Here is a 13,936-nt window from a genome sequence, read left to right on the forward strand (position 1 = left end):
TTACCCTGCAACTGGCACCACTAACCCCGCTTCCGACCTCGATAGCGAAGACCTCGCAGACCGTCGAGCACCGCCTCTGGGCGCCACATGATGTCCTCGGCCAGCAGTCGCAAGGTGACGAACCCCGCGCGCGCGGCCGCGAGGTCGCGCCGCCGGTCCTCGCGTTGCGCTTCCGGAGACGAGTGGTGTTCGCGGCTGTCGCACTCGACGATCAACCATCCGTCGACGAGGAAGTCGACCCGCCCAACGCCGGCGATCGGAACTTGCACCTCGTGCGCCCACCCCAACGAACGAAGCATCAATCTCACAAGAGTCTCCGGGCCCGACTCCGCGCGGGCATCGAGCAGCGCACGCAGCCGGCGATATCGCCGCGGCAGGGCCGCGAAGAGGTCCTCAAGATCGTCCGCGTGCATGATCCCCATGTTGAGGGCGGAATCAATTGAGGCGACTGCCGAGCGGGGGTCTTGGCAGCGCACAGCGTCAATCACAGCGTCGAGGACCTCGACCGTCATCGCACGCGGATGCGGGTGCCGCATCAACTGCCGGCGATGGGTTTTGGCGACGCCAGATCGGTGCGGAAGGCGCGCCGAATGTTCATCGACGTGGATGTGCAGGTCAGTGCGGTCTCGAACGAACACGCCGAGTCGTCGCAGTTCAGAGACGCACGCGAGCCGGCCGAATGCGCTCACGGCACTGACGCAATAGGGGTCGACCTCCGGCGTCGTATAGACACCCTCTCGTAGTCGGAGAAGCGCACCGGTGGAGACCGCGCGGCCAATCTCACGCCTTGTGAGACCCTCGATCCGCAAATCAGAAGTGCGCAGAAAGCGTGGGGTGGCGAGTTGTCTCTGTGAGGCCATCGCGCCAGCGTGCCGATGTCGCGGCCCCGAGAAAGTGCAGACCGACGAGCTTGTCGATAACACCAGGCGACCAACGCCCTGAGGAGGAGACGACGGTTCGACCCGCGCTCCGCTCGGGCCAGCATCACCGACGCGAGTGGCGCCAGTTGCAGGGGGCGCGGGCCTCGGCGAAGGTGCGCAACACCCGTGAGGAGCCCTCGCCCTGCAACTCGCACACGCCCTGCAACTCGCACACGCAAGACGAGGCCAGCCTCCCCTTGCTGGCGTCGGATCCACGTGAGGAGGACGCTGGGTGCATGAGCCGCAGGATCCGTCTTCTCACGCGCTATCCCGTGATCACGGCGACGGTGATCGTGGGCATCGTGGTACTCAGCCTCGACCTTGCCGAGCTCGATCGGGCTAGCCGGTGGCTCGCAACCCTCTACGTGTCGGCGATCATCGTCTGGACACTGATCGGGATGATCCGTGACGTCATGCACGGCCGTGTCGGCCTGGACGTGCTGGCTGTGGTCGCGATGGTCGCGACCCTCGCCGTGGGTGAGTACGTCGCGTCTCTCATCATCGTGCTGATGCTCTCGGGCGGCGAAGCGCTGGAGGACTATGCGAGTCGGCGCGCGAAGAAGGAACTGACCGCTCTCCTGGACCGATCGCCCCAGATCGCGCACGTCATCGTGCACCCTGCAGACACGTCGTCAGATGAGGTTGAGGACGCCGCGGCCGACGACGTCCGCGTCGGCGATGTTCTGCTGGTGCGACCGTCAGAGATCGTTCCCGTCGACGGAGTCCTGCTGAGCGACTCGGGCTCGTTTGACGAGTCCTCGCTCACCGGCGAGAGCATGCCGGTGAGCCGGAGTGCGGGCGAGGATGTGCTGTCGGGCGCGATCAACGGTTCGCGGGCGGTGCGTATCCGCGCCGTGCGCAAGAGCTCCGACAGCCAGTACCAGCAGATCGTCGCGCTCGTCCGCGATGCGCAGGAGTCGCGCGCGCCCGTCGTGCGGTTGGCCGATCGCTTCGCGATTCCCTTCACGGCCGTCTCTCTCGTGATTGCGGGAGCCGCCTGGGGACTCTCAGGCGACCCGACGCGCTTCGCCGAAGTGCTTGTACTCGCCACTCCGTGCCCGCTGCTGATTGCCGCGCCCGTGGCGTTTCTCGGCGGTCTCTCGCGCGCGGCGAAGGCGGGCATCATCATCAAGGGCGGGGCGGTCATCGAACAGCTCGCGCGCGTGCGCTCAGCAGCCTTCGACAAGACCGGGACGCTCACGCAGGGGCAACCGACGTTGGTTGAGGTGCGCGCAGCCGACGGATTCGACGCCGACGAGGTCCTGCGGCTAGCCGCGTCCGCCGAGCAATACTCCTCACACGTGCTCGCTGAGGGCATTCGCCGAGCCGCCGCGGACCGCGGCCTCGAGATCGACGCGGCGACCGAAGCCGGCGAGGTCGCCACCAACGGAGTGACGGCGATGATCGACGGTCGCACCGTCGTCGTGGGCAAACCCGCGTACATCGCCGCGCTCGCTCCCGACACGGTGCGTGCCGTGCTTGAAGCCGGGCACGCGGCCGCCTACGTAGCGATCGACGGGCGCTTCGCGGGCGTGCTGATCCTCGCCGACGACGTTCGGCCCGAGTCCGGCGCGGTCGTGGCGTGGCTGCGCAGGAACGGCGTTGAGCGTGTGGTGATGTTGACCGGAGATGCGCGGGCGACGGCGGACTCCATCGCGGGTGAGATCGGCATCACCGAGGTGCACGCCGAGCTGCTGCCGCCCGAGAAGGTGCACCTCGCCGCCGGTCTACGCCCGCGCCCGGTTCTCATGGTAGGCGACGGCGTCAACGACGCCCCCGTGCTGGCTGCGGCCGACATCGGCATCGCGATGGGTGCGAAGGGCGCCACGGCGGCGGGTGACGCCGCGGATGCCGTGATCCTGAAGGACTCGCTCGCCAAAGTGGTCGATGCCGTCGCGATCGGGCGCCACACCCTCCAGGTCGCGTACACCGCCATCTGGATCGGTATCGCGATCAGCATCGCCCTCATGCTCGTCGCCACCACGGGCCTCATCCCCGCCGTCGCCGGTGCGTTGATTCAAGAGCTCGTTGACCTCGCGACGATTCTCTACGCGCTGCGCGCACTCACCGGGCCACCGACCAGGCTGGCCCTCTCCTCGACCGTCACGTCAGGTGCGTTGGTTGAGGGCGAGGATGTTGCCTTCGCTGTCCGCAAACCACGCCGATCGTTCCCCGGGTAGTTCGGCGACCCCGTTCGTCGTTCTCAGGCCAGGAAAGTCGTAGTCCTGAAACTCGACTCCCTTGACACTCAATTCCGCCATGTCGGCGTCGAGATCATTCGTCTCGATGGCGAACACCGTGTTCTTAGCGGTGCCGGCAAAGCCGGAGAGGTAGACGAGCAGCGGAGTGCCACCGAGTGTGTACATCACCGACTGTGCTTCTTCTTGGATCTCGACCGGTGTGATTCCTAGAACTTCTTCATAGAACGATCGCGCTCGTGCAAGATCGGACACCGCGATGACGGCGGTTCCGCGCGCTCCCTCAAACATGATCGGCTCCCTTCTTCTCGCTGTGATGCATTACGCATCGCTCCCCCGCCGCTGACGGTACTCCGCCCAACAGTCCGGGGGAAGTGCCATCGAAACTACGCAAACTGCGTGCTTCTCGGCGGAGAGGTTGAACATTTCGTCGGACGGTGATCTTATGGAAGTCGGATGCGGCAAAGCCGCCGTATTCGTAGCGCACAGCCCACAAGGCCAGCCGAAAGAAGATGCGATGACGCTCTCCCAGACTTCCCGTCTGCCCCTGCCCGAATTCACCCACGAACGCGTGGAGGTGATCACAGGCCGACGCAGTGGCCTGGTCATCACCGTCGCACTTCATTCGTCCGTGCTCGGTTCCGCCCTGGGTGGCGCGCGACTGTGGTCGTACCCGCACTGGAGTGACGCCCTGGGTGATGCGCTGCGGCTTTCCGCTGCGATGACCCTGAAGAACGCGGCCGCGGGCCTCGACGCGGGCGGCGGCAAGTCGGTCATTGCCCTTCCACCGGGAACGATGCTGGACGCCGACCGTCGCCGCGCGGCCTTCCTCGACCTCGGCGATGCCGTCGAGTCTCTGCACGGGCTTTACCGCACGGCTGAAGATGTGGGATCGACCACCGAAGACATGCTGATGGTCAGCGAGCGCACCGAGCACGTCGTGGGCCTCCCCGACGCGGTCGGCGGCTCGGGCGAGCCCGCCGGCCCCACAAGCCTCGGTGTCTACGAGTCGTTGCGCGCGACGCTCGAGCAGGTGACGGGGGATACCGATGTCTCGGGCCGCCGCATCACGATCTCTGGCCTGGGCCAGGTCGGTAGCCGCCTCGCGGTGCGCCTCGCGGCTGAGGGTGCAGTGCTCACTGTGACCGATGTCAACCCCGCCAAGGCCGATCTCGCCCGTGACCTCGAGGCCGCATGGATCGCGCCCGGGGAGGAGCACCTCGTGCCCGCGGATGTCTTCGTCCCGGCCGGCATCGGCGGACTCCTCACCGACGATGTCATCGATGCGCTCGACGCGAAGGCCGTGTGCGGCCCGGCGAACAACCCGTTGGCCGACCGCTCGGGCGCTCAGCGGCTCGCCGGCCGAGGCATCCTGTACGCACCCGACTTCGTCGTCAACGCCGGTGGTGTGATCTACCTCGACCTCGAAGCCAAGAAGATCGGCACGCGCACCGAGATCATGGACCGCGTTGCCGCTATCGGCGACACCGTGCGTCGCATCTTCGCCGAGGCTGCGGCCCGCGGCGTGACTCCGCTGGAGGCCGCAGAGGGTCTTGCGGCCGAACGTCTGTCGGCCGGTGGGCGTCAGCCCGTCATGACCGGCTGAGCGTCCGCGACGACTCGCGGGCGTGCAGGGTCGGCAGGAGGTAGGTGCGCTGAATGGGACGGGCGGCGCCGTCCGTGAGACGGCCGACGATCGACTCGACTGCGAGACGGCCGACATGCTGTTTCGGTGGGCGCAGTGCGGTGATGGCCGGCTCGGCGTTCTCGGCGACCTCGTCGTCGTAGGCGACGATCGCGAGATCGCCCGGAATCGACCAGCCGCGGTCGCGCGCATACTGCTGCAGCAGAACGGCCTGCGGGTCGGAGTGGATCAGCAGCCCCGTCGTGCCCGTCGCGCGGCACGTGTCGAGGATCCCGGCGATGACGGCTTCGCGCGCGAGACCATCACCATCTTCGAACGCCGCGTCGAGGTCGGCATCGATGACGCACTCGAGGCCGAGGTCGTTGACCGCCCGCACCCAGCCCCGCCGCAGCTGCCACGATGTGGGCGATCCCGCCGACGTCAGAATGCCGACCCGACGGTGTCCGAGCGATGCGAGGTGATCGGCTGCGAGGGTTCCGCCGAACACGTGATCGGTCGTGACCCATTCGAGGCTTGTGAGTGCCAGCGCCGAGGGCGCGCGACGCTCGGCGAGTACGACGGGGATGCGCAGCGACTCGAGCCAATGCAACAGAGCCTGGCCGTCAGCACCCTGTGTGTCGGGTGCGACGATGAGCCCGTGGAGGCTTCCTGATTCGACCAGCGAGACGATCTGCCTCCGCTGATCGTCGACCGAGTAGCTCGCCCCCCGCAGGATGAGCTGCACCCCCAACTGGGTTGCGGCCGCCCGCGCGCCGATGATGATGTGCGGCCAGTAGTAGCTGAGCGACGGCACGATCATTCCGACGCGGAAGCGGGTCGGCGCCGCCGTGTGCGCAGCCGGAACCGTCGTGTCTAGCGGGCTGCGGAGCGTGGCGCCGCCGTGCACCCGGGTAAGAAGTCCCCGATCGGCGAGCTTTCCGATGTCGCGGCGAATAGTGAGTTCCGCCACGCCGAGTTCACCCGCCAGCTCCGACACGCGTACTTCGCCCGTTCGGCGCAACTCGCCCAGGATGCGCTCTTGTCGTGACATCCCGAAGGGCTTCGTGGGCTTCGTGGGCTTCGTGGGCTTCGTCGTCGGTGACTCGCTCATTGCCTCTCAGCGTACCGGTGAGCGCGAGTTCGTGCGTTCCGGATCGAGTGTGTTCGATTGCGACCGGTTTGCTACCGGGATGAGACAGATCAGTGATGGGATGCTGAAGCCGGGACGAACCGGCTGATCTCACTGTCGAGGAACCCCATGCCGAAGCTGTCGAAACTTCTTGTCGCGCCCCTCACCGTCGGTGCGCTCGTGCTCTCCGGAGCACTCGTCGCCACCCCCGCCGCAGGCGCAGCATCCACCCCCTCGTCGATCTCGGTGCAGCCCGCCGCTCTCGGCGGTCTTCCCACGCTGACCTACGACGACGTCACGACGTGGGCCGAGATCCTCGTCAATGGCAACGATGTCGAGCGCGACGCCGCAGGCCTACCGTTCAACACCTTCGGGGGGTTCGGGTCGGTCTCGTGCAACAACACCTCGAACCTGCTCCTGGACTACAAGGAGGAGCAACCCGAGGTGTATTGGCGCATCATGAACCTGATCTTCAACCCCGAGACCGGGGCGGGGCTCAAGCACATCAAGGTCGAGCTCGGCGCTGACAACAACACCTCATCGGGCACCGAGCCTGCGACCAAGCGCTCGGCCGACGAGCCTGCCAACGTGCTGCGCGGCGCAGGCTTCCACTTCATCGCCGACGCCCAATCGATCAATCCCCACATCGAGGTCGAGGCACTGCGCTGGGGCGAGCCGTCGTGGACGAACGGCGACGCCGACCTCCGGTACCAGTGGTACAAGGAGACGATGGATGCTGCGTTCGACACGTACGGCGTCGAGTTCGACTACATGAGCCCCTCGCAGAACGAGGTGCACGCGAACTACATCAACAGCGAGCTTGCCTGGACCGTTGACTTTGCGAAGCGCCTCGAAGCCGACGCTCAGAAGCCTGAGGCTCGCTACGACTACTCGAAGGTGAAGATCGTCGCGCTGGACTCGTATCGCAACGTCGGCCAGGTGTCGCGCGCGATCCTCGCGAGCCCCGACGCCCTCGAGCAGGTCGACGCGATCGGCTACCACTACGACATCTCCGGTGACGCCGCGCTCACACGCCTCAACAAGGAGTTCGGCATGGAGGTGCTGTACTCCGAGGGCGTGTCGCCCATGATCGACCCCGAGTACCGCATCAACGCCGACCCCGCGCGCGGCGGCATCGGCGGCACGGTCGGCGCCGTCGACATCGCCGACCGCTTCATCAACGCGTACCGCTGGAGCGGCTCGGACGCGAACCCCGGTCACATGACGACGTTCCTCTTCCAGCCCGCCGTGAGCGCGATGTATGAGGGCTCGCAGTACTCGCCGAAACACCTCATCCGCGCCTCCGACCCCTGGTCGGGCTACTACGAGGGCGGCGTGGGCATCACGCTCGTGCGTCACTTCATGCAGTTCATCGACGAGGGCTGGGAGTACGTGGAGGGAGCATCCGGCGGTGACGGCACGAAGGGTGACGGCGGCACGAACGTCGACACGTCGACCAAGACGGTGTTGACTCTGCGGACGCCGAAGGCCGAGACGGACGCCGGTGCTGACACCGAGTTCACGCAGGTGCACGCTAACAACACCAACCGCGTACGCAACTTCGAGGTCAAGGTTGCAAACCTCGACAGCGATGAGTCCACGGCCCTCGGTGTGTGGGAAACCCGCGGGCCGGACGCCGGCGAGGCGGTCGATGCGAATCACATGAAGAACATCGGCAAGGTGGTGCCCGTCCGTACCGAGACGATCGGCGGCGTCTCGCACCAGGTCTACCAGGTGCAAGTGCAGCCCTACTCGATCCTGACCCTCTCGACACTGCCGAACGGCATCCACGGAACGACGACCGAGTACGCCTCAGGCGAGTACGCCTCGCCCTCGTCAGATGACGTGCTGCCGCTCCCCTACACCGACGACTACGAGTACACCGAGTACTCCGCAGCCGATGTGAACGGCGTCGCGATGGACTACGTCACGCGGCGCGGAGGATCGCCCCGCTACACAGCCGACCAGAACGGCGCGTTCGAGGTGGTTCCCTCGGGCGGCGCTCAGGGCAACGTCATGGAGCAGCGCAATCACGCTCAGAATCGCGGCTACACGTGGAACGTGTGGGGCGATGGCTCTCAGCGGAACGTCTCGACAGCCAACCCGGCGACGGTGCTCGGCGACCACTCCTGGACGAACTACACGGCGTCCGTCGACTTCACGCTCGACGAAATCACGCGCGACGCGACTCTGGGCAACTTCGCCGGAATCGGGGTGCGGCAGGTCGTCGCCGAGGGCGCCGACCTCGCGGGCTACAGCGTGCGCGTCTTCGACACCGGACTGTGGGAGCTGCGCAAACGCGACACCGTGGTCCAGACGGGTACGACGTTCCTCTTCGACACCTCCGCGTGGCACACGCTGCAGCTCGAGGCCCGAGAGAACGTCATCACAGCAACTCTCGACGGTCAGGTGCTTGCCACCTACGCCGACACGTCGTCGACTCCCATCATGTCGGGACGCATCTCGATCGTGAGCGGCTACTACAACACGTGGTTCGACAACCTCGCCGTCACACCGATCGACGGGCTCTCGTGGCACGCCGTGAAGATCGACGACGCGGACTCGCGCATCTCCTACCCGAACGGCTTCTCGTTCTCGCAGGCCGGGTATGCGCACCTCAACCGCACGCAGCACGTGCTGTCGACGGGTCGCTCGTTCACGTTCGACATGGACGGCACGGGCTTCAACCTGATCGGAGCGACCGCAGCATCCGCTCTCTCCATCACGATCGATGACGAGCCCGCACGCACCGCGAACGTCGGAGCGACCGGCAACCGTCAGACGTCCTACTGGCAACGCGGACTCAGTGACGGCCCGCACACCGTGACGGTGCGCACGACGAGCGGCACCTTCACGCTCGACGGCGTCGACGTGCTGATCGGCGGTGGAGGCACGGGTGCCGTCGATCCGGCGATCCGACCCGTGTCCGTGACGCAAACGCTTCCGAGACTGGCGACGGCTCCCGCGGTCGTTCCCGAGCTGCCGGCGACTCTCGCCGCCACGAGTGAGACGGGTGCCGCTATCGACGCGCCCATCACGTGGCAGGCGACCCCGGCGCAGTTCGCGAACCCGTACGACATGGTCAAAGTGGACGGCACGTTCGTGAACAACCCGTCTCTCGCCGTGAGCGCGTACGTCGAGGTCGTGCCGCCGGGCACCAGATACTTCGTCGATGCGAACGCGCCCGCCGATGGTGCAGCCTTCCCCGCGATCGACGCGGCCGCAGGTGACACGCTCGTCAACACCACTCCCGATGCCGCGTACACCACCGCTGCTGGGTGGGGTCGCGTCGGCACTTATACCGGCAAGGGCCGCCTGAACCAGACGCCCTACGACAAGTCCAAAGAGACGGGCTGGTACACGTCCGGACCGTCGACACCCATCGCGTACAGGTTCACTCTCCCGGCGGGCGACTACGAGATCGCGTCGGGTCACACCGAGTGGTGGAACCCCGGGTCGAACCGCTCGCGTCGCGTCGCGACGACGATCGGGTACGCGGATGCCGCGGGCCTTCCCGTCTCGCAGACCATCGGCACGCACACGTTTGTGAACGGGTCGCTCGGCTCGACGTCCGTCCTGCGCGGGACGTTCACGCTGACGCAGCCGACGACAGTGACGTTCTCGGTGGCCGGCACGGGCGGCACGGAGGCACCCGCGCTCAGCTGGATCGGCATCAATGACAAGCGCGTGGTCGTTGACAAGTCCGCGCTGTCCGCGTTGCTCACCGAGGCATCCGAAGCCCCACGCCGCGCCTACTCATCCGACTCCTGGCAAGCGATGCGCGCGGTCGGCATCTCGTCGAAGGTCGTGTACGACGATGTCCTTGCAACGCAGGAGCAGGTGGATGCTGCGGCCGCCGCGCTTCAGACGGCGATCGACGCCCTCATCGAGGTGCCCTACATTCCCGCTGCCGACTACCGCATTGCGGTGGAGGTTGGGACGCCGGACATCGAGCTGCCGGAGACCGTCGAGCTGTCGACGATCAGCGGTGTGAAACACGATGTCGCGGTGACATGGACGGGGACGCCGACAGCGGCGACACCATTTGCCGTCGAGACACTGCCGGGATCCGCAGATGGCGTGGCGGTCACCCTCACCGTCGAGGTCGTGCCTGTGGGCACGGTGTACTTCGTCGACGCGGCGACGCTGGTCGGCGGCGGAACCTCGCCCTCGTTCGATGCGGTGGCGGCGCTGCGCGGCGACCTGCTGCGCAACGACGCTCCCGACGGCGCGTTCGCCGAAGAGACCGGCTGGGGTCTGGTCAACCCGATCGACTCGGGTGCTGGCTTCGTCGGCGCGAAAGCCCGCGTCACGGGGGCGTACGACAAGCAGCGCACCACGGGGTGGTGGGCCAGTAGCGGCGGTTCGATCGACTACCGCCTGACACTGCCGGCAGGCTCGTACGAGCTGATGTCGGGCTACCAGGAATGGTGGGGCGTCACACGTCAGGTCGCGCCGAGCGTCAGCGTGGCCGACGAGGTCATCATGGGTACGCCGGTCGACCTCTCCTCGTCCTCACCCACGGGGACATCGACGATCGCCTTCTCGCTCGAGGAGGAGACGACGGTCCTGTTCCGAGCGGCACGCGGCACCGGAACATCCGACCCCGTCCTGAGTTGGCTCTCGGTCGTCGACACCACCCGCGCGGGAGCCCCCGGCAACCCTGCGGCGGCGAAGGCGAGTGACACGTCGATCACGATCACGTGGGACGCGTCCGAGCCCGCGGGCAGCGCGTTCGAGGGCTACCGCGTCTACGCGGCCGGCACCGACACGGTGGTCGGCACGACGACGAGCACGACACTCACGGTGACGGGTCTCGCGCTCGGCTCCAGCCACACGTATGAGATCGTCGGCGTGAACGAACACGGCGAGAGCCAGCGGTCGGCGGCCACAGCATCGGTCACCCTGCCGGAGGTCCCGTCCAACGACGGCGCGACGAAAGCTCCCGGCAAGGGCGTGCTGTCGTCGAATGACGGCTGGGACACGGGTCTCAAGGACGGCACCTTCCAGGTGACGATGGATCTGTGGTGGGGCGAGAACGGTTCGCTGTTCAAGCTTTACCAGGACGGCGTGCTCGTCTCGTCGACCATGTTGACGATGGCGTCGCCGAGTGCGCAGAAGGCGGTCGTGGAGATTGCCGGGCTTGCCAACGGCACCTACCAGTTCACGGGTGTGCTCGTGAACTCGAAGGGCACGACGGAAACGAAGGCGCTCTCCGTGAAGGTGACGGATGCAGCGCCCGGCAAGCCCGTGCTCTCGGCTGACAACTGGGACGGCGACGGTTCGTACACCGTGATTGCCGACATGTGGTGGGGCACCAACGCCTCGTCCTACCGGTTCCTCGAGGGCGGCGTCGAGGTGGCAGCCGGATCACTTGCCATCGGCACCCCCGGGGCACAGAAGGTCACGCTGCCCGTGACCGGCAAAGCGAAGGGCACGTTCGTATACACGGTGGAGTTCATCAACGCGGCGGGTGTCACGGTGAGTGCTCCGTTGTCGGTCAAGGTCACCAAGTAGCATCCCGAACACAAGAAACCCCGGTGGCGCTCCACGCGCTGCCGGGGTTTCGCTTTCGCGCCGTGGGCGACCGCCAATTGGCGGGCAGGACGAACAGAATTGCCCCTGTCTGGCGGTACACCACACCTGCGGCGCGGTCGATCATTGATCAAAGCCACAGTGCAGTGGCCGTGCCGTGAATGTGCCAATGGAGGACAGCATGACGAACACCCACCCCGCTCCGCCTTTCGACGTCGAACTCGCCGCCGTTCTCGCCGTGGTCGGTGAGATGCTCCCCCCGACGATATCGCCCGAGATGATCGAGCCCTTCCGCGCCGGCGGGCTTCTCGCCGTGCCGATCGCCGACCTGATCGGCGATCGCCCCATCGAGCATGAGGAGAGGGTCATCCCGGGTCCCGAGGGGGCGCCGGATATGACTGTGTCGATCTTCCGTCGGAGCGACCACGCCTGGGGCGGCCCGGGTATCTGCTACACACACGGCGGTGGCATGGTCATCGGCGACCGCTTCACGGGCGCCGAGGAGTACCTCTCATGGGTACATGATCTCGACGTCGTGGTGGTGTCGATCGAGTACCGTCTGGCCCCTGAGAATCCAGACCCTGCACCCGTCGACGATTGCTACGCCGGTTTGGTCTGGATGGCCGAGCACGCGGAAGAACTCGGCATCGACCCTGCGCGGATCATCATCGGCGGAGTAAGCGCAGGCGGGGGGCTCGCTGCAGGGGTTTCGCTCAAGGCACGTGACCTGGGCACACCCGCGCTTGCGGGCCAGTTGCTCATCTACCCGATGCTGGATGACCGAAACGAAACCGTCTCGAGTTACCAGGTCGACGGGTTCGGCGTGTGGGATCGCGGAAGCAATGACACAGGATGGGATGCGCTCCTCGGTCACCGTCGCAAGACCGGCTCCGTGTCGATCTACGCCGCGCCCTCCCGCGCGACCGACCTGACGAATCTCCCGCCCGCGTTCATCGATGTGGCCACAGCAGAAGTGTTCCGGGACGAAGACGTCGCATATGCATCGCGCATCTGGGAGCAGGGCGGTGTCGCCGAGTTGCATGTCTGGCCCGGCGGGTTCCACGGCTTTGACGCCATGGCGCCTCAGGCGAGGCTCTCCCTCGAGGCTCGCGCTGCGCGAGTGGCATGGTTGCGACGCGTTCTCGGGTCATGACCTGAACCGTCGGCCTCACCCGCGCCGGTGACGGCTAGGGTGGGGCCGACGGTCAACTCCCACAGGCGGCGAAGATGCAAGAACTGGTGGGTCGCCTCACGGCTCTGGATGCCGAGGCGACAGAGACGCTCAAGGTCATCGCGTACTTCGACGCGCTGGTCGACGGCCATGCGAGCACCGATGTGCTGTTGCGGGGCGCGGCGATCTTGAGTGGCTGCGGCGCGGGAGCGATCGCCGGCCGCACCGAGATGAGGGTCGACGCGACGGGCGCCCGCTCCCCTGTGACGCGGGGCGACTGGCCATCACGCACTTTCGGTGATGATGGCATCGCCTGGATCGAGCGGAGTGGACCCGCACACGCTAACGACGAGATGATCCTCGAGCGGTTGGCGATCGCACTCAGCATCGCATGGGAACGCACCTCAGCCGAGGCGGCGACACGTCGTGCCCTGCAGACCCTGATCGACCCGGCATCCACCGTTGAGGCACGACTGGCCGCCGCCCGCAGTCTGAAGCTGTCGACTCAGTCACTGCACCGCATCGTCGCCCGCGCCGTCGACGACTCCGTACGGGGGCCATCGGTGACTGTACCCACTCGAGTCGGGATGGTGCGGGTGTCGGTTTACGAGCAATCGGAGCCGGTGGACGGCGAGAGAGCCGGCATCGGCGTGGCGAAGATCCCCGATCACCTCGGGGAATCGTGGGCGTCGGCGCTCGCTGCCCTTCGACTGACATCGACCCGAACACCGACCGTGCATGCAGACGAACTGGGCGTGTTGTTGCTCCTCGTCGAAGCCGCCGATCGCCTGGTCGACGCGGGTCAGGATGCTCCGTCCGACGTATGCGCTCTGTCAGAGCTGGTACGCACCCGGTCGAACGCGCTGGACCTGCTGGAGTGCATCGCGTCAACCGACAGCCTGCGCTCGGTAGCCTCCGAATGCGGCCTCCATCACTCGACGGTGCAGGCACGCGCCGCCGCATTCTCTGATGCACTCGGATTCGACATCAGGGTCCCGCACGGACGGACTCGTCTGGCGCTGGCACTGGCCATGCATTCCGCGCTCACGAATAGGTTCGACGTCGTCTCAGAATGAGCCGTCAGCGCGCGGCGAACTCGACGCCACGCCATCCCCGTCCCCGGCCGACTCAACCAGGATTCGGCGTTGTTGCAGCGCGGCCTCGTGACGTTCGGCGAGGGTGACGACCCGGGCTTCGTCGATCAGACGGCGTAACTCGCGCCGGAACGCCCGACCGGGTCGGCTTCCGCGAGCGCGAGCGCCCGCGGGAAGAGCAATGACGGAGGTCGGGCTCGAGCTCGTCGACACCGTCAACCAGGATCTCGGCGTGCCTCTCCGTGATGCGCGCCTAACCCGCATT

Annotated in this window: 8 protein-coding genes; 5 read left to right on the forward strand and 3 right to left on the reverse strand. The window is 66.6% G+C overall.

Features of this window, described 5'->3' with window-relative positions:
* Positions 1-20 precede the first annotated feature (20 nt).
* Positions 21-689: a DUF559 domain-containing protein gene (locus LG299_RS04640; RefSeq protein ID WP_404433792.1), complete on the reverse strand. Its 669-nt coding sequence runs from the start codon at positions 687-689 to the stop codon at positions 21-23.
* Between the two features lie 467 nt (positions 690-1,156).
* Between LG299_RS04640 and LG299_RS04645 the strand changes: the two genes are divergently transcribed.
* Positions 1,157-3,100, forward strand: a complete 1,944-nt coding sequence (locus LG299_RS04645) for a heavy metal translocating P-type ATPase (protein ID WP_404433793.1) — start codon at positions 1,157-1,159, stop codon at positions 3,098-3,100.
* On the opposite strand, the gene LG299_RS04650 is transcribed toward LG299_RS04645, so the two are convergent.
* Positions 3,029-3,409 (reverse strand): VOC family protein, encoded by a 381-nt coding sequence (locus LG299_RS04650; protein WP_404433794.1) that lies wholly within the window; start codon positions 3,407-3,409, stop codon positions 3,029-3,031. The genes LG299_RS04645 and LG299_RS04650 overlap by 72 nt on opposite strands.
* A 226-nt stretch (positions 3,410-3,635) precedes the next feature.
* On the opposite strand from LG299_RS04650, the gene LG299_RS04655 reads away from it, so the two are divergent.
* On the forward strand, positions 3,636-4,724 hold the full coding sequence (locus LG299_RS04655) for a Glu/Leu/Phe/Val dehydrogenase dimerization domain-containing protein (protein WP_404433795.1): 1,089 nt from the start codon (positions 3,636-3,638) through the stop codon (positions 4,722-4,724).
* On the opposite strand, the gene LG299_RS04660 is transcribed toward LG299_RS04655, so the two are convergent.
* Complete coding sequence (locus LG299_RS04660; RefSeq protein WP_404433796.1) at positions 4,711-5,853, reverse strand: substrate-binding domain-containing protein; 1,143 nt, start codon at positions 5,851-5,853, stop codon at positions 4,711-4,713. The two genes, LG299_RS04655 and LG299_RS04660, sit on opposite strands and share 14 nt — an antisense overlap.
* Before the next feature lie 147 nt (positions 5,854-6,000).
* Between LG299_RS04660 and LG299_RS04665 the strand changes: the two genes are divergently transcribed.
* The 3 genes from LG299_RS04665 (at position 6,001) to LG299_RS04675 (ending at position 13,653) form a co-directional block, all read left to right on the forward strand.
* Positions 6,001-11,388, forward strand: coding sequence for a fibronectin type III domain-containing protein (locus LG299_RS04665; RefSeq protein ID WP_404433797.1), 5,388 nt, complete (start codon positions 6,001-6,003; stop codon positions 11,386-11,388).
* 199 nt (positions 11,389-11,587) lie between these two features.
* On the forward strand, positions 11,588-12,559 hold the full coding sequence (locus tag LG299_RS04670; protein ID WP_404433798.1) for an alpha/beta hydrolase: 972 nt from the start codon (positions 11,588-11,590) through the stop codon (positions 12,557-12,559).
* Positions 12,560-12,633: 74 nt separating this feature from the next.
* Positions 12,634-13,653, forward strand: a complete 1,020-nt coding sequence (locus LG299_RS04675) for a helix-turn-helix domain-containing protein (RefSeq protein ID WP_404433799.1) — start codon at positions 12,634-12,636, stop codon at positions 13,651-13,653.
* Positions 13,654-13,936 lie beyond the last annotated feature (283 nt).

Source organism: Microbacterium lacus (genome assembly GCF_044794305.1).
In the GTDB taxonomy this organism is placed as follows: Bacteria; Actinomycetota; Actinomycetes; order Actinomycetales; family Microbacteriaceae; genus Microbacterium; species Microbacterium lacus_B.